Raw genomic sequence first — 20,208 nt, 5'->3', positions numbered from 1 at the left:
ATGCGCCATGTTCCGGCAAAGACCCTCGAGCCGAGCAACGAGGTGCGCGACTATCTGGCCGCGCAGGAGAAGAAGTCGCTGCTGCGCTTCCTCACCTGCGGTTCGGTCGACGACGGCAAGTCGACGCTGATCGGCCGGCTGCTGTCCGATACCAAGCAGATATTCGAGGACCAGCTGGCAGCTCTCGAACGCGATTCCCGCAAGCACGGCACGACTGGCGAGGACGTCGATTTCGCGTTGCTGGTCGATGGTCTCGAGGCTGAACGCGAACAGGGCATCACCATCGACGTTGCCTATCGCTTCTTCGCCACGCCGAAGCGCAAGTTCATTGTCGCAGACACGCCGGGCCACGAGCAATACACCCGCAACATGGCGACCGGCGCTTCCACCGCCGATCTTGCCATTGTGCTGATAGATGCGCGCCAGGGCGTTCTGCGTCAAACAAGGCGCCATTCCATCATCGCTTCGCTTCTCGGCATCCGCCACATCGCGCTGGCCGTGAACAAGATCGATCTGGTTGGCTTCGACCGGGTTACTTTCGACCGCATCGTTGCGGAGTATCGGGATTTCGCGCGTGATCTCGGCTTTGAAAGCGTCGTGCCGATCCCGATGTCGGCGCGCTACGGCGACAATGTCTCGGTGCGTTCGGAGCGCCTGGCCTGGTATCAAGGTCCGACACTGATCGAACATCTGGAAACCGTTCCGATCGACAGCGCCTCTGTCGAACGGCCATTCCGTTTCCCCGTGCAGTATGTGAACCGGCCGAACCTCGATTTCCGCGGCTTTGCCGGCACTGTCGCATCGGGGTCGGTGTCGCGTGGCGACGAGGTAGTGGTGGCGAAGTCCGGCCGCTCCGCGCATGTCAAACGCATTGTCTCCCATGGCGGCGATCTTCAGACGGCCGTTGCAGGCCAGGCTGTAACGCTTGTGCTGGACGAGGAAGTCGAGGTTTCGCGGGGCAATATGCTGGTGCAGCCGGATGCCCGCCCGCAGGTGTCTGATCAGTTCGCCGCCAAGCTGGTGTGGTTCGACGAGCAGGCGCTGTTGCCAGGCCGCTCCTATATCCTGCGCACGGAGACGGACGAGGCGAGCGCGACCATCACCGAACTGAAGCACCGTCTCAACATCAATGATTTCGCGGAGGAGGCGGCGAAGTCGCTGGAGATGAACGAGGTTGGTGTCGTCAACATCTCGACCCGAACGCCGATCGCCTTCGATGGGTTTGCTGAAAACCGTTCGACCGGCGCCTTCATCCTGATCGATCGCATCACCAATGCGACGGTTGGTGCCGGCATGATCCAGCATGCGCTGCGCCGCGCCGAGAACATCCACTGGCAGTCGCTCGACGTCGACAAGCGTGCGCGTGCCGACATGAAACATCAGCGGCCGGCTGTGTTCTGGTTCACCGGCCTTTCAGGCTCGGGCAAGTCGACGATCGCCAACCTGCTCGAAAAGAAGCTTGCCGCTACCGGTCGCCACACCTATCTGCTCGACGGCGACAATGTGCGCCATGGCCTCAACCGCGATCTCGGCTTCACCGATGCCGACCGCGTTGAGAATATCCGCCGCGTCGCCGAGGTGGCCAAGCTGATGGCGGATGCCGGCCTGATCGTGCTGGTCTCCTTCATTTCACCCTTCCGCGCAGAGCGGCGTTTGGCGCGAGAGCTGATGGCCGGTGGTGAATTCGTCGAAGTGTTCGTGGATACGCCGTTCGAGGAGTGCGCGCGCCGCGATCCGAAGGGCCTCTATGCACGGGCATTGCGCGGCGAGATCAAGAATTTCACCGGCGTCGATTCCCCCTACGAGCCGCCGGAGAACCCGGAGATCCGTCTCCAAACGATCGGCAGAACGGTCGAAGAGATGGTGGATATTCTGGACGACTGGTTGGCCGAGCGCGACAAGGCAGAGACGCAGTACGAAAGCGGTGGCGGCATCTAGATGAGTGTCGCCCAGATCCCGGCGGATATGGCCGCTGATGCTGCAATGGTTGCCGTTTTCGAAAAGCTGTCATTGGCTGCCGGCAGCGCCATCATGCGCATCTTCCACGAAGGCTGTGCGGTAGATGCCAAGGCGGATGCCTCGCCGGTAACGGAAGCCGACCGGCAGGCTGAGCGGATCATCCTGGCTGGCCTTCGTGAAATCTATCCACATATCCCTTGCGTTGCCGAAGAGGAGGCCAGTGCCGGCATCCTGCCGGTCTCGCTGGGCGAAGCCTTCTTCCTGATAGATCCGCTCGACGGCACGAAAGAGTTCGTCAAACGTGGTAACGACTTCACCGTCAACATCGCGCTCGTGCGCCAGGGTGTGCCGGAGGTCGGCGTTGTCTTTGCTCCATGCTCCGGGAAGCTCTATTCAGGGTGGCCGGGTAGGGCAGAAGCCGCAGACGTCGATGCCAGTCTCGGCGTGGTTGCACGCAGGGCGATTACGACACGCATAGCCGTTTCCCCACTCGCCGTCGTCGCCAGCCGTTCACACCGTACAGTGGAAACTGACGACTATATTGCGACGCTCGGTCAGACGGAGATCGTCTCGATTGGCTCGTCGCTGAAGTTCTGCCTGCTGGCGGAAGCCGTAGCCGATATCTATCCGCGTTTCGGCCGCACCATGGAGTGGGATACGGCGGCGGGCGACGCTGTGTTGCGGGCCGCCGGCGGCAGCACCTCGACGCTTGATGGTGCGCCGCTCACCTATGGCAAGCGAAACCAGGCGCACGACGCCGATTTCGCCAATCCGTTCTTTATTGCCAAGGGCAGGTGAGGGGGCTTTCCTTCTCCCGTTCACGGGGAGAAGGTGCCCGAAGGGCGGATGAGGGGCTGACCAATCGATAGCAAATAAAGGCGCGCCGCCCGTGACGCCTCACTTTCCCCGTATAAGCGGGGCGAGGGTAGGCTTACTCCGCCGCCTGGGCCGAGTTCGAGCCGATGTAATTGCGGATCGTCTCAATCACGCGATCCTGGTCTTCTTCGCTGAGATAGGGGTGCATCGGCAGGCACAGGATCCGATTGGGCAGGCCTTCCGACACTGCCAGACCCGTGGGTGTGCGCGGGAAATGGCGATAGGCAACCTGCCCGTGCAGTGGCTTGACGTAGTAGATGACGGATGGAATGCCCTTTTCCTGCAGATGCGCCTTCAGTCCATCGCGTTTCGGCGTCTCGATGGCGTACTGCGCCCACGCCGAACGGGTACCGTCGAGGTTGCGTGCTGCGGTGACAATGTCGCCAAGGCCGTCGGCATAACGCGCAGCCACCTTCTGGCGGGCAACCATCTCATCTTCCAGGATCGCCAGCTTCTCGATCAGGATCGCTGCCTGCAGCGTGTCGAGGCGCGAATTGATGCCGACATGGACGTTGTCGTACTGCGTCTCGCCCTTGCCATGGAAGGCGAAGGAACGCAGCTTTTCCGCAAGCGCCGCATCATTGGTGAACATCGCGCCACCGTCACCATAGCAGCCCAGCGGCTTCGCCGGGTAGAACGAGGTGCCGGCTACATGGCCGAAAGCGCCGCATTTGGCGTCGTTGGTGGTGCCGCCGATTGATTGGGCCGCGTCCTCGATAACCAGCAGGTTCTCGCGCTTGGCGATCGCCATGATGGCGTCGTAGTCGGCGGCAAGGCCGAACAGATCGACAGGGATGATCGCCCTCGGCTTCAGGCGACCCTCGGCCTTGACCATGGCGATGGCCGCTTCAAGGCTGTCGATATCGATGTTGTAGGTCTTGGCATCGACGTCGACGAAGATCGGCTCGGCCTTGGCCAAGGCTACAACTTCTGCGGTGGCGGCGAACGTGAAGCTTGGTACGAACACTGCATCACCGGGCCCGATGCCGGAAGCATAGAGCGGCAGCAGCAGCGCATCGGTACCGTTGGCGCAAGCCACGACATGTTTGACACCGACATAGTCGGCCAGCTTGGCTTCGAATTCGGCCACCTGCGGTCCCAGGATATAGCGGCCTTCCTCGACGACGCGGTCCATGGCCGCTTTCAACCTGTCGTGGATGCGTGCGCGTTGCGCGCCTAGATCGATGAACTGCATGTCGGCCCCGAATTTTGCCTGATAACGCGCCGCTGGTACCAGAGTTGCAAGGCAGGCGAAAGATTTGCAGCCAGACTGCGGCCTTAGGCAGCGGAGATCCTCGTTACCGACAACTATCGATTGGCTTGCAGGAAAAGCCGCAAAGCCAAGCTTTTGCTGTGTTTTTTCTGCTGTTGGCCGCGCCGACGTCGCAACCGGCGAAACATAATGTGATCGTGATGGTGCCCGTTAGCCGGCAATGGCGGCTGTCCCAGCCAGCTCACTTCGCCAGGGTGGATTGGCGCCTGCGCGGGAAACGGTGATGGCGGCGGCCTCGGCGCTGAAGGCGAGCACCGCGCGGATCTGACTTTCGGAAAGGCCGGCAATCGCCTGCTTCGAGAGCAGCCCCTGGTCGCGCAGCGAGGCAAGGATCCCGGCGTTGATCGTGTCGCCGGCACCAACGGTATCGACAACCTTCACTGGTGGGGCTGGCACAGAAACCGTATGTTTCCTGGAGAGGGCCACCAGGCCCTTGGCGCCCTGCGTCACCACCATCAGGCTCGGGCCGAGATCGAGCCACCGTTCTGCTATGTCGTGCAGGGAACCCGTTTCGCCGAACCAATCCAGATCCTCATCCGACAACTTTACGATGTCTGCGAGCGCCAGCATGCGCTTCATGCGGGCAAGGTGCTTTGACTTGTCTGCGATGAAATTCTTGCGGATGTTGGGGTCGAACATCATCACCCGTTTGCCGTGTTCGCGGCGCATCAGCGCTTCGTATGTCGAACCGCAAGGTTCGGGCACGAGGCTCATGCAGGAGAAATGCATCGCTTCGACATCATCTCCGACAGCGGGGTGATCCGTCTCGTAGAGCATGCGTCCGGCAGTGTTTTCATCATAGAACAGATAGCTGGCATGACCCTCGACCAGGCGCACCAACGCCAGCGTTGTCGGCAGCGGTGAAAATTTGATGAGGTCCAGTTTGACGTTGCTGTCTGTCAGCGCCGCGCTCAGCATACCGCCGAAAAAATCCGTCGACAGGCCCGTGAAAAAACTTACAGGAAGGTTGAGCCGCCCGAGCGCTACGGCTGTGTTGAACACCGCGCCGCCAACATAGGGGGCAAACGCGGCCTCGCCTGCGGTTGTCTCGCGCGGCAACATGTCGATCAGGGCTTCGCCGCAGCACAGGATCATGGTTTCAGGCTCCTGCCGGATAGATGACGCCCTTGCGGACGATGATGTTGGCATAGAGCCGGGGTTCGGATGTTTGCACGATGGCGTGGGCGGCCTTCACCTTGGCGTAGAAGTCAGCGCCGGGCAGGGCAACCACCTTGCGGCCAGGTGCGCGCTTGACGCAGATCGCCTCGATCTCTCCATGTACGGGGTCAACCAGTCTTGGGTCGCCCTTTTTCGAGGAACGGAACAGCGCTTCGTCGACAAAATCGTCCACCGGGAGAACCGAAAGGACAGCATCCAGCATCGGTACCAGGTCGACACCGTCGGCACGGATCAGACGTTTGGCCTGTTCTTCCGCGGGATAGTTGCCGTCGACGATGGCGATTTCGTCGCCATGACCCATGGCGCGCAGCACGGCGAGAAGTTCAGGTCCAAGCAGGGGAGAAATGCCGATCAGCATGGTCAGAGCGTTCCGGATGCGGACGTGGGGCCGACGAGGAAGCGGTCGGAGAGTGGCAGGCTGGCGCCGCCAAGAGCACGGGCGTGGATGCCGACCGTGCCTTCGCGCACGGCGGGTAGTTTGAGCCCTTCGGCGTCGACCTCATCCAGAGCGTTGGCGACTGCTTTCACGAGGCGGGCGCGGATCGCGATGGGCATCCAGCCGTCGATCACCGCATCTTGGAAATCGATTACTGACGATGCCGCGACGATGGCGTAGGCCAGTGCGTTCGCCGCGTTCGTGATCCAGCGGTCGAGCTCCGGTCCGATGTCGCCCCACTCCTCGGGTGAAGTCCAAAGATGTTGCGCGTCGACGCCGCGTTCGGCCAGCGCCTTTTCCAGCGCAGCGATCGAGGCGACGTCGATGAGCTGGATTGGCCTGCCGTCCGGTCCGGGCACGGGCATCGAACCGAGCGCGCCGGCATTGCCGGTCGGCCCGCTGTAGATGCGGCCGTTGAGCACGATGCCGCCACCGGCAAAGGCGCCGATGTAGAAATAGACGAAGTCGCGCACGTCCAGCGCATTGCCGAAGACAAGCTCGGCACCGCAGGCCGCGGTCGCGTCATTTTGCAGATAGACAGGGAAATCACACAGTGCCTGGATGTCGGCGCGGATGTCGCGGTGGCGCCATTCCTCCATGATCGAGCGCGGTGCGCCTGCGGCGTCGGCCCAGCTCCACAACTCGAATGGCACGGCGATGCCGAGACCGGCGACGCGTCGGTCTTGCGCAGGCGTCAGCTCTGATCTCAGCTTGGCGACGCCGGCAGCGACAAAATCCACCGTCTCCGATGGCGCTGGATAGCGATAGGAATGGTGCAGCATCGCCCGCACCTTGCCGAGGAAGTCGATAAGCACCAGTTCGGCACTGCGGCGGCCGATCTTGAGGCCGATGAAGAATGCTCCCTCCGGGTTGAGCGCCATGGGAATGGAAGGCTGGCCGATGCGTCCACGCAGCGGCTCACGCCTGAGCAGAAGGCCCTCGTCTTCCAGTTCGCGCATGATGACGGAGACGGTCTGTGCCGAAAGGCCGGTCATGCGGGCAATGTCCGATTTCGCAAGGCCGCCATGCTGGCGCACGAGCGAAAGCACGAGCCGCTCATTGTGGTCGCGCATGCCACTCTGGTTCGTGCCACGGTGGAGACGGCTGGCCGCCGGCTCGCCCGAACCGTGCTTTTGAACGCCGTCGTCCAACAGCTTCCTCCCTCCCATGATTTCTTGTCTGACTTTTGGCCGAGAATGAGCCGGCTCCGCAAGTGTGTCAATAATAAATAAGAGTGATTTAATTATTGACACAAGATTGCGATTGGTGTTTCGTTTGTGCCGAGGTGCTCACCGGGAAAAGCAGACGGGCACTTCGGCGGAAGGCAAGCTGGCCGGCCGCGATCTTTGGTTCTGGGAGGAGTACCTCGATGCGATTTTCTGTTCTCAAGACGTCCGTATTCGGTGCTGCTGTCGCGGCACTCGCAAGCTTTGCCGCGCCTGCTTCGGCAGCCGACGTCGGCGCATGCCTGATCACCAAGACCGATACCAATCCGTTCTTCGTCAAGATGAAGGAAGGTGCCACCGCCAAGGCGAAGGAACTCGGCGTCAGCCTGAAGACTTACGCCGGCAAGATCGACGGCGACACCGAAAGCCAGGTCGCGGCGATCGAGAGCTGCATTGCCGACGGCGCCAAAGGCATCCTGATCACGGCTTCGGACACCAAGGGTATCGTGCCGACCATCAAGAAGGCGCGCGATGCCGGCATCCTGGTGATCGCGCTCGACACGCCGCTGGAGCCGGCCGACGCTGCGGATGCCACCTTCGCCACCGACAATCTGCTGGCTGGCAAGCTGATCGGCCAGTGGGCCGCTGCCACGCTGGGTGACAAGGCGAAGGACGCCAAGATTGCTTTCCTCGACCTTACCCCTTCGCAGCCAACCGTCGATGTGTTGCGGGACCAGGGTTTCATGATCGGCTTCGGTATCGATCCGAAGGACGCCAACAAGATCGGCGACGAGGACGATCCGCGCATTGTTGGTCATGACATCACCAACGGCAATGAGGAAGGTGGCCGCAAGGCGATGGAGAACCTCTTGCAAAAGGATCCTTCCATCAACGTTGTGCACACCATCAATGAGCCGGCCGCGGCGGGTGCCTATGAGGCGCTGAAAGCCGTCGGCATGGAAAAGAACGTGCTGATCGTATCGGTCGATGGTGGCTGCCCGGGCGTGAAGAATGTCGAAGGTGGCGTTATTGGCGCCACGTCGCAGCAATATCCACTGTTGATGGCGTCGCTCGGCGTCGAGGCGATCAAGAAGTTCGCTGACAGCGGCGAGAAGCCGAAGCCGACGGAAGGCAAGAGCTTCGTCGACACCGGCGTGGCGCTGGTCACCGACAAGCCGGCCAACGGCGTCGAATCCATCGACGTCAAGACCGGCCTTTCCAAGTGCTGGGGTTGATCTGAACCCGTAACGGCGTGACATTCACCGAGTGGGTGCTCTCTTGGCGGAGCACCTTCTCTTCCGGCAGTCATTCGGCTGGGGAGGGGGCATCGGCGCGCCGGCGAGACATCACCTTGGGCGTATGACGGGGCGTCAATTCCCCGATCGGGAGGAGCCGACATGACCGACGCTTCGGCGGATGCCAGGCGACCGCAGGAATTCGAGAAAGTGCTGACTGGAGCCGACACGGCGGTGGCGGACTTCGACACGCACACGCGTTCGACCCTGGAAAAGATACAGCATTTCCTGCATTCCAACCCCGCCGCCGTGCCATTGATCGTGCTGGTGGTTTCAGTGCTGGTGTTCGGCCTGATCATCGGCGGCAAGTTCTTCTCCGCCTTCTCGATGACGTTGATCCTGCAACAGGTCGCCATCACCGGCGTGATCGGCGCTGCGCAGACGCTCGTCATCCTCACCGCCGGCATCGACCTTTCGGTAGGCGCCATCATGGTGCTGTCATCGGTGGTGATGGGCCAGTTCACCTTCCGCTATGGCTTGCCGCCCTCAATCGCTATTCTTTGCGGCTTCGCCGTCGGGGCGCTGTGCGGCTGGATCAACGGCGCGCTCGTTGCCTATATGAAGCTGCCGCCCTTCATCGTAACGCTTGGCATGTGGCAGATCGTTCTGGCCTCGAATTTCCTCTATTCGGCCAATGAGACTATCCGCGCCCAAGACATTGAAACACAGGCGCCGATCCTGCAGTTCTTCGGCAACAATTTTCGCATGGGCAACGCTGTCTTCACCTATGGCGTCGTCGCCATGGTGCTGCTGGTGGCCATTCTCTGGTACGTGTTGAACCACACCGCCTGGGGCCGTCACGTCTACGCGATCGGCGACGATCCGGACGCAGCTGAGCTGTCGGGCGTACGTGTCACCCGCATGCTGCTGTCGGTCTATGTGTTGTCGGGGCTGATCTGTGCACTGGGCGGCTGGCTGCTCATCGGCCGCATCGGTTCGGTTTCGCCGACCGCCGGTCAATTCGCCAACATCGAATCCATCACCGCGGTGGTGATTGGCGGCATCTCTTTGTTCGGCGGGCGTGGATCCATCCTTGGCATGCTTTTCGGGGCGCTGATCGTTGGCGTCTTTTCGCTCGGGCTGCGCCTCATCGGCACGGACCCGCAATGGACCTATCTGTTGATTGGCGTGCTGATCATCAGCGCCGTCGCCATCGACCAATGGATCAGGAAGGTCGCAGGATGACCACGGAACCCATTCTCACCGCGCGCGGGCTCGTCAAACGTTATGGCCGTGTCACGGCACTCAACAACGCCGATTTCGACCTCTATCCGGGCGAGATCCTGGCGGTTATCGGCGACAACGGCGCCGGCAAGTCTTCGCTGATCAAGGCGATTTCCGGCGCCGTCACACCGGACGAGGGCGAAATCCGCCTTCAGGGCAGCCCGGTGTTGTTCAAGTCTCCGATGGAGGCACGCGCCGCCGGTATTGAGACCGTGTATCAGAACCTTGCTTTGTCGCCGGCACTATCGATCGCCGACAACATGTTTCTCGGCCGCGAAATCCGCAAACCCGGCATTCTTGGCTCCTGGTTCCGTATGCTCGACCGCACGGCTATGGAAAAGCGGGCGCGCGAGAAACTCACTGAACTCGGCCTGATGACAATCCAGAATATCGGCCAGGCCGTCGAGACATTGTCGGGTGGCCAGCGCCAGGGCGTGGCCGTTGCACGTGCGGCAGCTTTTGGCAGCCGCGTCGTTATCATGGACGAGCCGACAGCGGCACTCGGGGTCAAGGAAAGCCGCCGTGTGCTGGAATTGATTCTCGATGTGAAGCGGCGCGGGCTGCCGATCGTGCTCATTTCCCACAACATGCCGCATGTCTTCGAGGTGGCGGACCGCATCCATATCCACCGGCTTGGCCGACGTCTCACTGTCATCGATCCGAAGGAGTATTCGATGTCGGACGCGGTCGCCTTCATGACTGGGGCAAAGGCTCCACCAGAGGCTGCCGCGGTCGCCGCCTGATCTGGTGATTGCACCCGGAGTGCGTTGCGATAAACTCTGGGTGCAATGCGGAATATTAGCGATATTAAATCGATTGAAAATTTCTGGTCGGCTGTCTAGCTTGGGTTGGAACGTCCTGCTATGCATGCCTTTTGAAAGGCAAAATCGGTTTCCCGGCGAGATGGATAGGCCTGATTGCCGGTCGTGCGAGAGGCAAGATGACACGCACCAAGACGCCTAGTGCTTCGCTGCCCGATCTCGATCATCCCGACCCGCAGACGCTCGCGTCCGAGGTCCTGATGGCCCTTAAATATCGGGTCGGCAAGGACGTGACGGTCGCAACGCCCTACGATTGGCTGACCGCCTCGATCAAGGTGGTGCGCGACCGCATCATCGATCACTGGATCAGCGCCACCAAGGAGACATACGAGCAGCAGGAAAAGCGTGTCTATTATCTGTCGCTTGAGTTCCTCATCGGCCGGCTGATGCGCGACGCCTTTTCCAATCTCGACATCATGGAGGCGATGCGCGAGGCACTGTCTTCGCTGGGTGTCGACCTCGACGAGATCGCCACGCTGGAGCCGGATGCAGCCCTCGGCAATGGTGGCTTGGGCCGGCTCGCCGCCTGTTTCATGGAATCGATGGCGACCGTCGATGTGCCGGCCCACGGCTACGGCATCCGCTACGCCAACGGCATGTTCCGCCAGGAAATCCAGGACGGCTGGCAGGTGGAACTGCCCGAGACTTGGCTCGATCATGGCAATTCATGGGAGTTCGAGCGTCGTGAGCGTTCCTTCGAAGTCGGTTTCGGTGGTTCGGTGGAATCCGTCACCGCCAACGACGGGCGGCTTGAGCGGCATGTCTGGAAGCCGATGGAGCATGTGCTGGCGGTTGCCTACGACACGCCCGTGGTCGGCTGGAAGGCCAAGCGCGTCAACACGCTGCGGCTCTGGTCCGGTATGCCTGTCGACCCGATCCTGCTCGACAAGTTCAATGCCGGCGACCACATCGGCGCGCTGGCCGAGAGCAACAAGGCGGATGCGCTGTCGCGCGTGCTCTATCCCGCGGACTCGCACAAGGCCGGTCAGGAGCTGCGGCTGCGGCAGGAATATTTCTTTTCGACCGCTTCGTTGCAGGACATCCTGCAGCGTCATCTCAGCCAGTATGGCGAGCTGGAATCCTTGCCGGACAAGGCCGCCATCCATCTCAACGACACCCATCCGGCTGTTGCCGTGCCGGAATTGATGCGGCTGCTGATGGACGTCCACGGCATGGATTTCGCCAGGGCCTGGGACATTACCAGGCGAACCTTCGCTTACACCAACCACACACTTCTGCCGGAGGCGCTGGAAAGCTGGCCGGTGCCGCTGTTCGAGCGGTTGCTGCCGCGGCACATGCAGATCGTCTACGCCATCAATGCCGAGGTGTTGCAGGAAGCGCGTTCGACAGGCCGCTTTTCCGGCGACCAGATCGCTTCTATCTCATTGATCCAGGAAAACGGCGACCGCCGCGTGCGCATGGGCAATCTCGCCTTCGTCGGTTCGCATTCGATCAACGGCGTGTCGGCGCTGCACACCGAGTTGATGAAGCAGACAGTGTTCGCCGACCTGCATCAGCTCTATCCGGATCGGATCAACAACAAGACCAACGGTATCACGCCACGGCGTTGGTTGATCCAGTGTAACCCTGGCCTGACGGCCCTGACACGCGAAGCGATCGGCGATCGTTTCCTCGACGACATCGAGGCCATCAAGGATTTGGATCGCTTCGCGGAAGATGCGGCATTCCGCAAGAAGTTCGCCGCCGTCAAACGCGCCAACAAGGTGCGGCTGGCGAATCTGGTTGCCGACCGGCTGGGCATCCGGGTCGATCCGTCCGCATTGTTCGACATCCAGATCAAGCGTATTCACGAATACAAGCGCCAGTTGCTCAACATCCTGGAGGCGGTGGCGCTCTACGACCAGATCCGCTCGCATCCGGAGAAGGACTGGACACCGCGTGTGAAGTTCTTCGGCGGCAAGGCGGCGCCCAGCTACCACAACGCCAAGCTGATCATCAAACTGGCCAATGACGTCGCCAAGGTCATCAATGGCGATCCCGCCGTGCGCGGTCTGCTCAAGGTCGTGTTCGTCCCCAACTACAATGTCAGCGCTGCCGAAATCATGATGCCGGCCGCCGATCTGTCGGAGCAGATCTCGACTGCCGGTATGGAAGCGTCGGGTACGGGAAACATGAAGTTCGGGCTGAACGGGGCGCTGACCATCGGCACGCTCGACGGCGCCAATGTCGAAATGAAGGAACATGTCGGTGACGACAACATCTTCATATTCGGCTTGAAAGCCGATGAGGTCGCCGAACGTCGCCGCAACGGTTACCAGCCACGTGCCGTCATCGAAGGTTCGCCGGAACTGGCGCAGGCCATTTCGGCGATCTCGTCCGGTGTGTTCTCACCGCATGACCCGGATCGCTATCGCGATTTGATGAACGGTCTCTACGACAGCGACTGGTTCATGGTCGCCGCCGATTTTGACGCCTACGCCGCCAAGCAGCGCGAGGTGGATGCGGTTTGGAAGGACAGCGCGGACTGGAACGCCCGGGCTATCCGCAATGTTGCGCGCATGGGCTGGTTCTCGTCGGACCGGACGATCCGTCAATATGCGAAAGAAATCTGGAACGTACCTGTGTGATGTGATTGCATGAAGGCCACGACGACCGTGGCCGTGGACCCAGGGAGGGGTACCGCTTGACAAAAAAGCCGCGCGCGACCGCGACGAGCGAAGCTGACGGGTTGGCTTCAGCCAGCGACGTCAAGGCGATCGTGGCGGGTACGCATGGCAATCCCTTTTCAATCCTGGGCGTCCAGGAAGACGGAAAAGGCTTCGTCGCACGGTGCTTCATTCCCGGTGCCCAAACCGTTGCGGTCTCCACGCTGGCCGGCAAGGCAGTTGGCGAGCTTTCCCGTCGCGGCGAGGCCGGCTTCTTCGAGGGGCCGATCGGGGTCACCAAACGCCAGCCTGTGAAATACCATGCACGCAATGCAGGTGGCGACTGGTGGATCACCGATCCTTATTCCTTCGGGCCGGTTCTCGGGCCGATCGACGATTACTACATGGCCGAAGGCTCGCATCTGCGCCTTTTCGACAAGCTGGGCGCGCATCTCATCGATCATGAGGGGGCGAGCGGCGTGCATTTCGCCGTCTGGGCCCCCAACGCCAAACGCGTTTCCGTCGTTGGCGATTTCAACGCATGGGACGGCCGCCGCCATTCCATGCGGCTGCGGCGAGACAGCGGTATCTGGGAGATATTCATTCCCGACCTTGGCGAGGGACGGCCCTACAAATATGAGATCGTCGGTGCCAAGGGCGTTCGCCTGCCGCTCAAGGCCGATCCCTTTGCTTTCCGCTCGGAATTGCGTCCTGCGACGGCCTCGGTGACGGTCGCTCCTTCGGGGCATGAATGGGGCGATGCCGCGCACCGCAAGTTCTGGCGCGAGGCGGAAGCGCGCCGTCAGCCCATTTCCATCTACGAAGTCCATGCCGGATCCTGGCAGCGCAACGAGGATGGGACTTTCCTAACCTGGGACGAACTGGCGGAGCGATTGATCCCCTATGTCGTCGATACCGGCTTCACTCATATTGAGCTGTTGCCGATCTCCGAGCATCCCTACGATCCTTCCTGGGGGTATCAGACCACAGGGCTCTACGCACCGACCGCTCGTTTCGGCGACCCCGAAGGTTTCGCCCGCTTCGTTGACGGCGCCCACAGGGCGGGTATCGGCGTCATCCTCGACTGGGTGCCGGCGCATTTTCCGACCGACGAGTTCGGGCTCGCCAAGTTTGACGGCACCGCACTTTATGAGCATGCGGACCCACGCAAAGGTTATCAGCCCGACTGGAACACGCTCGTCTACAATTTCGGTCGACGCGAGGTGCTGTCCTTCCTCGTCAACAACGCCCTTTATTGGGCCGAGAAATACCATCTCGACGGGTTGCGCGTGGATGCGGTCGCTTCGATGCTCTACCTCGACTATTCACGCAAGGCCGGCGAATGGATCCCCAACGAGAAGGGCGGGCGCGAGAATCTCGAGGCTGTCGCCTTCCTGCAGCGCATGAACAAGGAACTCTATGGCATCCATCCCGGCATCATGACCATTGCCGAGGAGTCCACATCCTGGCCGAAGGTTTCGCATCCTGTGCACGAGGGGGGGCTGGGTTTCGGCTTCAAGTGGAACATGGGTTTCATGCACGACACGCTGGAGTACCTTGCCCGCGAGCCGATCTTCCGCAAACACCATCACAACCAGATCACCTTCGGGCTGACATACGCCTTCACCGAGAATTTCGTGCTGCCGCTCTCGCATGACGAGGTGGTGCACGGAAAGTCGACGCTGATCGGCAAGATGGCCGGCGATGACTGGCAGAAATTCGCAACGCTGCGCGCGTACTACGCGTTCATGTGGGGTTACCCCGGCAAGAAACTGTTGTTCATGGGACAGGAGTTCGCCCAGCGCCGCGAATGGAACGAGGCGCGCGCGCTCGACTGGGATTTGCTGCAGCACGCTCCGCATCGCGGCGTGCGCGACGTCGTATGCGATTTGAACCGCCTTTATCGCGAGAAGCCGGCGCTGCATGCACGCGACTGCGAGCCGGAAGGTTTCGAATGGCTGATCGTCGACGACGCAGAGAATTCGGTATTTGCCTGGCTGCGCCGCGCGCCGGGTGCCAATCCGGTCGCCGTCATTTCCAATTTCACGCCGGTTCCCCGCGAAAATTATCGTGTTCCGTTGCCCGAGGCGGGCACGTGGCGCGAGATCATCAACACGGATGCCGTCGTCTATGGCGGCTCGGGCAAGGGCAATGGCGGCGTTGTGGAAGCGCGCACGGAGGGCGATCGCGCTTCCGTGCTGATGGTGCTGCCGCCGTTGGCGACGGTGATGCTGGAATTCGTGCCGGCGACTGAAGGCAACAAGGTCGTGGGACGCACAAGATCAGTTGCAGGGCCGCGTACGGGGAAAACCGCGGCTCGAAAGACAAAGCTGGGAGGCTGAGAATGGCGGACTTCAAACGGACGCAACCGCTGGCACGCGACGCGATGGCCTATGTACTGGCCGGCGGACGTGGCAGTCGCCTCAAGGAGTTGACCGACAGGCGTGCCAAACCCGCAGTCTATTTCGGCGGCAAGACCCGCATCATAGACTTCGCACTCTCCAACGCCTTGAACTCCGGCATCCGCCGCCTGGGCGTGGCCACCCAATACAAGGCTCACTCGCTGATCCGCCACCTGCAGCGCGGCTGGAACTTCCTGAGGCCGGAGCGAAACGAGAGTTTCGATATCCTGCCAGCCAGCCAGCGCGTTTCGGAAACGCAGTGGTATGAAGGCACGGCCGACGCCGTCTACCAGAATATCGACATCATCGAGGCCTATGGGCCGGAATACATGGTGATCCTGGCTGGCGACCACATCTACAAGATGGACTACGAACTGATGCTGCGCCAGCATGTCGATGCCGGTGCCGACGTCACGGTGGGGTGTCTCGAAGTGCCCCGCATGGAAGCGACCGGCTTTGGGGTCATGCATGTCGACACCAAGGACAACATCATCTCCTTCATCGAGAAACCGGCCGACCCGCCCGGCATCCCCGACAAGCCGGACTACGCGCTGGCCTCGATGGGCATCTATGTCTTCAAAACCAAGTTCCTGATGGAACAGCTGCGCCGCGACGCCGCCGAGCCGGAGTCCAGCCGCGATTTCGGCAAGGACATCATCCCCTACATCGTCCAGCACGGAAAGGCCGTGGCGCACCGCTTCGCCAAGTCATGCGTGCGTTCAACGGCGGAGGCTGGACCTTATTGGCGCGATGTCGGCACCATCGACGCGTATTGGGAAGCCAATATCGATCTGACCGACATCACGCCCGAGCTCGACCTTTACGATCGCGACTGGCCGATCTGGACCTATGCGGAACTGAAGCCGCCGGCGAAGTTCGTGCACGACGACGAGGGACGGCGCGGCATGGCGGTTTCGTCTCTGGTATCGGGTGACTGCATCGTGTCGGGCGCTTCGCTCAAGCGCAGCCTGATCTTCACCGGCGCGCGCATCAATTCCTATTCCAGCCTCGACCACGTCGTCATGCTGCCGGACTGTCACGTCGGTCGCAATGCGCGACTGACCAATGTCGTCATCGACCATGGTGTGCACATTCCTGAGGGCCTCATTGTCGGCGAGGACCAGGACCTCGATCGCAAGCGCTTCCGGGTTTCGGAACGGGGCATTGTTCTGATAACGCAGGACATGATCGACAGGTTGGGAACGTAACGCATGCAGGTTCTGTCCGTCACGCCGGAGATTTTCCCGCTGGTCAAGACCGGCGGGCTGGCCGACGTCGCCGGCGCCCTGCCGGTTGCGCTGGCCGGCAAGGGGGTGGCCATGCGCTCCCTCGTGCCGGGCTATCCGGTGGTGATGGACACGCTGAAGAAAAAAAAGACGGCGGCAACCTATCAGGCGCTGTATGGCGGCAAGGCCACTGTCCAGGCAGCGCAAGTCGACGGGCTCGATCTCCTTGTGCTCGATGCCCCACACCTTTTCGATCGGATTGGCGGGCCCTATGGCGACAGCAATGGTCGTGACTGGCAGGACAACTGGCGCCGCTTCGCCGCGTTGAGCCGTGTCGGTGGTGACATCGCCGGCGGTGTCATCAACGGCTACGAACCGGATATCGTGCATGCGCATGACTGGCAGGCTGCGATGACGTTGGCCTATATGCGCTACGGCAAGGCGGCCCGTACGCCATCGCTGATAACCGTGCACAATCTCGCCTTTCAGGGCCAGTTCGGCGCGGGCGTCTTCGGCGAGCTTGGATTGCCGGCGGAAGCCATGAGCCTGGACGGCGTCGAATATTATGGCGGTGTCGGCTACCTGAAAGCTGGCCTGCAGGCCGCCTGGGCGATCACCACCGTCAGCCCGACCTACGCACAGGAAATCCGTGTCCCTGAATTCGGCATGGGATTGGACGGGCTGATCAATCTGCGGGCGGCCGATCTCCATGGCATCGTCAACGGCATCGATGTCGACATCTGGAATCCCGCTACCGACAAACATCTGGTGTCGACCTATGCGGCGGAGACCCTAGACAAGCGCGCAGCAAACCGCGCCGCGGTTGAAGAGCGCTTCAATCTCGCCAAGGACGATAGCCCGATCATCTGTGTGGTCAGCCGCCTCACCTGGCAAAAGGGTATCGACATTCTCGCTGCCATGGCCGACGGCATTGTCGCCGCCGGTGCAAGGCTCGCCGTACTGGGCTCCGGCGACCCGGGCCTCGAAGGCGCGTTGCTGGCCGCCGCCGCTCGCCATCGTGGCCGCATCGGTACAGTGATCGGCTATGACGAGGCACTGTCGCACACCATGCAAGGCGGCTGTGATGCCATCATCATTCCTTCGCGCTTCGAGCCGTGCGGCCTGACCCAGCTCTATGGTCTGCGTTACGGCTGCGTTCCGATGGTGGCGCGCACCGGCGGACTGGCCGACACGATCATCGACGCCAATGAGGCGGCGGTGGCCGCCGGCGTAGCCACGGGGTTCCAGTTCGCCGCCAACAGCGGCGACGCGTTGCTGCACGCTGTTCATCGGTTGATGCAGGCGCACGGTAACGCCGGCGTCTGGACCTCGATCCAGCGACAAGGCATGAAGGCTGATGTGTCCTGGGACCGCAGTGCCGGGAAATATGTCGAGCTCTATCGCTCGCTGCTTGCAAGGAAGGTTGCCTGAACGATGATCCGTACCGTCGCCACCAAGCCCTTTGACGATCAAAAGCCCGGTACTTCGGGCCTGCGCAAGAAGGTGCCGGTGTTTCAGCAGGAGAACTATGTCGAGAATTTCGTCCAGTCGATTTTCGACTCGCTGGATGGCTTCCGGGGCAAGACGCTCGTGCTGGGCGGTGATGGCCGTTTCTACAATCGCGAGGTGGCGCAGAAGGTGATCGCCATTGCCGCAGCCAACGGTTTCGGCAAGGTCATGGTCGGGCACGGCGGCATTCTGTCGACGCCGGCCGCTTCCAACGTCATTCGCAAATACAAGGCCTTCGGCGGCATCATTCTGTCGGCGTCGCACAATCCCGGTGGTCCGCACGAGGATTTCGGCATCAAGTACAATGCCGAGAACGGTGGCCCGGCACCCGAAAAGCTGACTGACGCCATGTATGCGCGCACCAAGTCAATCACCGAATACAAGATCGCCGATATCGCACCCGTCGATCTCGACACGATCGGTACGGTGAAGGCGGGCGACATGACGGTGGAGGTGATCGATTCCGTTGCCGACTATGCCGAATTGATGGAAGCGCTGTTCGACTTCGATGCGTTGCGCAAACTGTTCAAATCCGGCTTTCGGATGCGCTTCGATGCCATGCATGCAGTGACCGGTCCATATGCCAAGGAAATCCTGGAAAACCAGCTCGGCGCAGCTGCTGGCACGTGCCGTAATTTCAAGCCGCTGCCGGATTTCGGCGGCCATCATCCCGATCCGAATCTTGTCCACGCCAAACATCTCTACGACGAGATGATGGGGCCGGACGCGCCGGATTTCGGTGCGGCGTCCGATGGCGATGGCGACCGCAATCTGATTATCGGCAAGGGCATTTTCGTCACGCCGTCGGATTCCGTTGCGATGCTGGCAGCCAACGCGCATCTGGCGCCAGGCTATAAGGACGGTCTCAAAGGCATAGCGCGTTCCATGCCGACCAGCGGCGCGGCTGACCGCGTGGCCGAGAAGCTTGGCATCGGCATCTACGAGACGCCGACCGGCTGGAAGTTCTTCGGCAATCTGCTCGATGCCGGCATGGCCACGATCTGCGGCGAGGAGAGTGCCGGCACCGGTTCCAACCATGTGCGTGAGAAAGATGGCCTATGGGCCGTTCTGTTGTGGCTGTCGATCCTGGCTGCGCGGGGAGAAAGCGCCATGGAGATCGTCGCCAAACACTGGGCGGAATATGGTCGCAACTATTATTCCCGTCACGACTACGAAGAGGTCGACAGCGCCCGCGCCAATGCGCTGGTCGACGAGCTGCGCGCCAAGCTGGGCTCGCTTGCGGGAACAGCTGTGCGAGGCCTGAAGATCGCCGCGGCCGATGACTTTTCTTATCACGATCCGGTCGACGGTTCCGTCAGCCAGAAGCAGGGCATCCGCATCCTGTTCGAGGGGGGCTCGCGCGTGGTGCTGCGGCTTTCCGGCACCGGCACGTCGGGTGCGACGCTGCGTGTCTATATCGAACGCTACGAGCCGGATCAGTCCAAGCACGGTCTCGATACCCAAGAGGCTTTGGCCGATCTCATCGCTGCCGCAGACGATATAGCTGGAATCAAGCACCATACCGGTCGCGACAAGCCAAGTGTGATCACCTGAGCCTTCTCGCCCTGCGGGAGCGGTATTCTCAATCCCACAGGGCGGAGTTGTGGCTAGAGCGTTTCCGTTTTTCACGGAAACGCTCTAAGTTTTTGTTTTCGCTGCATTTTTGTAACGCCAAGTGATCCCACTTGGCTACAAAATGCTCTAGGGAATGTTGGGCTCGACCAGGTTGGCGAGCTGCAGTAGCGAATCCTGCCAGCCGAGATAGCAGCCGGCTTCCGGGATCACATCCGGCACACCGGCTTGCACGATCTTGAGATCGGTGCCGCAAAATACTTCGGTGAGTTCGACCGTAACCGTGATCTCTCCGGCAAGGTTCGGATCGTCGAAGCGGTCAGTGTAGACGAGTTTGCGATTGGGCTCGAGTTCCAGAAATTCGCCGCCGAAAGAATGTGTGTTGCCGGTCGTATAGTTCTTGAACGCCATGTGGAATGTTCCACCAACCTTGGCGTCAATATGTTCGACGCTGCATAGGAAACCGTAAGGCGGAAGCCAACGGCACAAGGCATTGGCATCGAGGAAGGCGCGATAGACTTTTTCAGGCGGAGCTTTCAGGACACGGTGCAAGCGGATGGTGTAGGGCACGACTTACTCCTCATCGGTTGCCGGTAGGAAATTCTGGTGAACTGCTGGTATCGACTTTCTGAAGTAGGGTGATCAAACGCACGGTTTCGCCTTG

Annotated in this window: 14 protein-coding genes and 1 pseudogene; 10 read left to right on the top strand and 5 right to left on the bottom strand. The window is 61.2% G+C overall.

The genetic code is table 11. The features are described from left to right. Both cysN and cysQ read left to right on the top strand, forming a co-directional pair. Window positions 1-1,938 (top strand): sulfate adenylyltransferase subunit CysN, encoded by a 1,938-nt coding sequence (gene cysN, locus AO692_RS05260; RefSeq protein WP_054308980.1) that lies wholly within the window; start codon window positions 1-3, stop codon window positions 1,936-1,938. Window positions 1,939-1,983: 45 nt separating this feature from the next. Further along, on the top strand, window positions 1,984-2,757 hold the full coding sequence (cysQ, locus tag AO692_RS05255) for a 3'(2'),5'-bisphosphate nucleotidase CysQ (RefSeq protein WP_054309447.1): 774 nt from the start codon (window positions 1,984-1,986) through the stop codon (window positions 2,755-2,757). Between the two features lie 133 nt (window positions 2,758-2,890). On the opposite strand, the gene AO692_RS05250 is transcribed toward cysQ, so the two are convergent. The 4 genes from AO692_RS05250 to AO692_RS05235 form a co-directional block, all read right to left on the bottom strand. Beyond that, window positions 2,891-4,030 carry a DegT/DnrJ/EryC1/StrS aminotransferase family protein gene (locus AO692_RS05250; RefSeq protein WP_054308979.1) on the bottom strand — a complete coding sequence of 380 codons (1,140 nt, stop codon included), beginning with the start codon at window positions 4,028-4,030 and terminating at the stop codon, window positions 2,891-2,893. Window positions 4,031-4,258: 228 nt separating this feature from the next. Beyond that, on the bottom strand, window positions 4,259-5,203 hold the full coding sequence (locus AO692_RS05245; protein WP_054308978.1) for a carbohydrate kinase: 945 nt from the start codon (window positions 5,201-5,203) through the stop codon (window positions 4,259-4,261). Window positions 5,204-5,207: 4 nt separating this feature from the next. Further along, the gene (locus AO692_RS05240) at window positions 5,208-5,645 is read right to left on the bottom strand and encodes an RbsD/FucU domain-containing protein (RefSeq protein ID WP_054308977.1); all 438 of its coding nucleotides are present in this window, start codon (window positions 5,643-5,645) and stop codon (window positions 5,208-5,210) included. 2 nt (window positions 5,646-5,647) lie between these two features. Then, entirely contained in the window at window positions 5,648-6,874 is a 1,227-nt protein-coding gene (locus AO692_RS05235; protein ID WP_054308976.1) for an ROK family transcriptional regulator, read from the bottom strand. A gap of 218 nt (window positions 6,875-7,092) precedes the next feature. Between AO692_RS05235 and AO692_RS05230 the strand changes: the two genes are divergently transcribed. From AO692_RS05230 to AO692_RS32685, 8 genes and pseudogenes are all read left to right on the top strand, one after another. Continuing rightward, window positions 7,093-8,124, top strand: coding sequence for a sugar ABC transporter substrate-binding protein (locus tag AO692_RS05230; RefSeq protein ID WP_054308975.1), 1,032 nt, complete (start codon window positions 7,093-7,095; stop codon window positions 8,122-8,124). Window positions 8,125-8,286: 162 nt separating this feature from the next. Continuing rightward, a complete protein-coding gene (locus tag AO692_RS05225; protein WP_054308974.1) occupies window positions 8,287-9,369 on the top strand; it encodes an ABC transporter permease in 1,083 nt (360 codons plus the stop codon). After that, complete coding sequence (locus AO692_RS05220) at window positions 9,366-10,151, top strand: ATP-binding cassette domain-containing protein (protein WP_054308973.1); 786 nt, start codon at window positions 9,366-9,368, stop codon at window positions 10,149-10,151. Before AO692_RS05225 ends, AO692_RS05220 begins: the two co-directional genes overlap by 4 nt. A 197-nt stretch (window positions 10,152-10,348) precedes the next feature. Beyond that, entirely contained in the window at window positions 10,349-12,817 is a 2,469-nt protein-coding gene (locus AO692_RS05215; RefSeq protein ID WP_054308972.1) for a glycogen/starch/alpha-glucan phosphorylase, read from the top strand. Window positions 12,818-12,873: 56 nt separating this feature from the next. Beyond that, window positions 12,874-15,072: pseudogene (gene glgB / locus AO692_RS05210) on the top strand (1,4-alpha-glucan branching protein GlgB); the annotation flags it as partial. A gap of 107 nt (window positions 15,073-15,179) precedes the next feature. Continuing rightward, window positions 15,180-16,445: a glucose-1-phosphate adenylyltransferase gene (glgC, locus tag AO692_RS05205; RefSeq protein ID WP_054308971.1), complete on the top strand. Its 1,266-nt coding sequence runs from the start codon at window positions 15,180-15,182 to the stop codon at window positions 16,443-16,445. A 3-nt stretch (window positions 16,446-16,448) separates the two neighbouring features. Then, a complete protein-coding gene (gene glgA / locus AO692_RS32690; RefSeq protein ID WP_054308970.1) occupies window positions 16,449-17,894 on the top strand; it encodes a glycogen synthase GlgA in 1,446 nt (481 codons plus the stop codon). 3 nt (window positions 17,895-17,897) lie between these two features. Further along, window positions 17,898-19,526, top strand: coding sequence for an alpha-D-glucose phosphate-specific phosphoglucomutase (locus AO692_RS32685; RefSeq protein ID WP_054308969.1), 1,629 nt, complete (start codon window positions 17,898-17,900; stop codon window positions 19,524-19,526). A gap of 147 nt (window positions 19,527-19,673) precedes the next feature. On the opposite strand, the gene AO692_RS05190 is transcribed toward AO692_RS32685, so the two are convergent. Then, the gene (locus AO692_RS05190) at window positions 19,674-20,114 is read right to left on the bottom strand and encodes an SRPBCC family protein (RefSeq protein ID WP_054308968.1); all 441 of its coding nucleotides are present in this window, start codon (window positions 20,112-20,114) and stop codon (window positions 19,674-19,676) included. Window positions 20,115-20,208 lie beyond the last annotated feature (94 nt).

Source organism: Mesorhizobium sp. 1M-11, assembly GCF_001303895.1.
Lineage (GTDB): Bacteria > Pseudomonadota > Alphaproteobacteria > Rhizobiales > Rhizobiaceae > Mesorhizobium.
Note: the sequence above shows the minus strand (reverse complement) of the source record. Positions and strands in the feature narration are given on the sequence as shown.

Bases quoted from the DNA above. Each gene is read 5' to 3' on its own strand.
- cysN (WP_054308980.1), top strand. From the start codon at position 1: ATGCGCCATGTTCCGGCAAAGACCCTCGAGCCGAGCAACGAGGTGCGC.
- cysQ (WP_054309447.1), top strand. From the start codon at position 1,984: ATGGTTGCCGTTTTCGAAAAGCTGTCATTGGCTGCCGGCAGCGCCATC.
- AO692_RS05245 (WP_054308978.1), bottom strand. From the start codon at position 5,203: ATGATCCTGTGCTGCGGCGAAGCCCTGATCGACATGTTGCCGCGCGAG.
- AO692_RS05230 (WP_054308975.1), top strand. From the start codon at position 7,093: ATGCGATTTTCTGTTCTCAAGACGTCCGTATTCGGTGCTGCTGTCGCG.
- glgA (WP_054308970.1), top strand. From the start codon at position 16,449: ATGCAGGTTCTGTCCGTCACGCCGGAGATTTTCCCGCTGGTCAAGACC.
- AO692_RS05220 (WP_054308973.1), top strand. From the start codon at position 9,366: ATGACCACGGAACCCATTCTCACCGCGCGCGGGCTCGTCAAACGTTAT.
- glgC (WP_054308971.1), top strand. From the start codon at position 15,180: ATGGCGGACTTCAAACGGACGCAACCGCTGGCACGCGACGCGATGGCC.
- AO692_RS32685 (WP_054308969.1), top strand. From the start codon at position 17,898: ATGATCCGTACCGTCGCCACCAAGCCCTTTGACGATCAAAAGCCCGGT.
- AO692_RS05215 (WP_054308972.1), top strand. From the start codon at position 10,349: ATGACACGCACCAAGACGCCTAGTGCTTCGCTGCCCGATCTCGATCAT.
- AO692_RS05225 (WP_054308974.1), top strand. From the start codon at position 8,287: ATGACCGACGCTTCGGCGGATGCCAGGCGACCGCAGGAATTCGAGAAA.
- AO692_RS05250 (WP_054308979.1), bottom strand. From the start codon at position 4,030: ATGCAGTTCATCGATCTAGGCGCGCAACGCGCACGCATCCACGACAGG.
- AO692_RS05240 (WP_054308977.1), bottom strand. From the start codon at position 5,645: ATGCTGATCGGCATTTCTCCCCTGCTTGGACCTGAACTTCTCGCCGTG.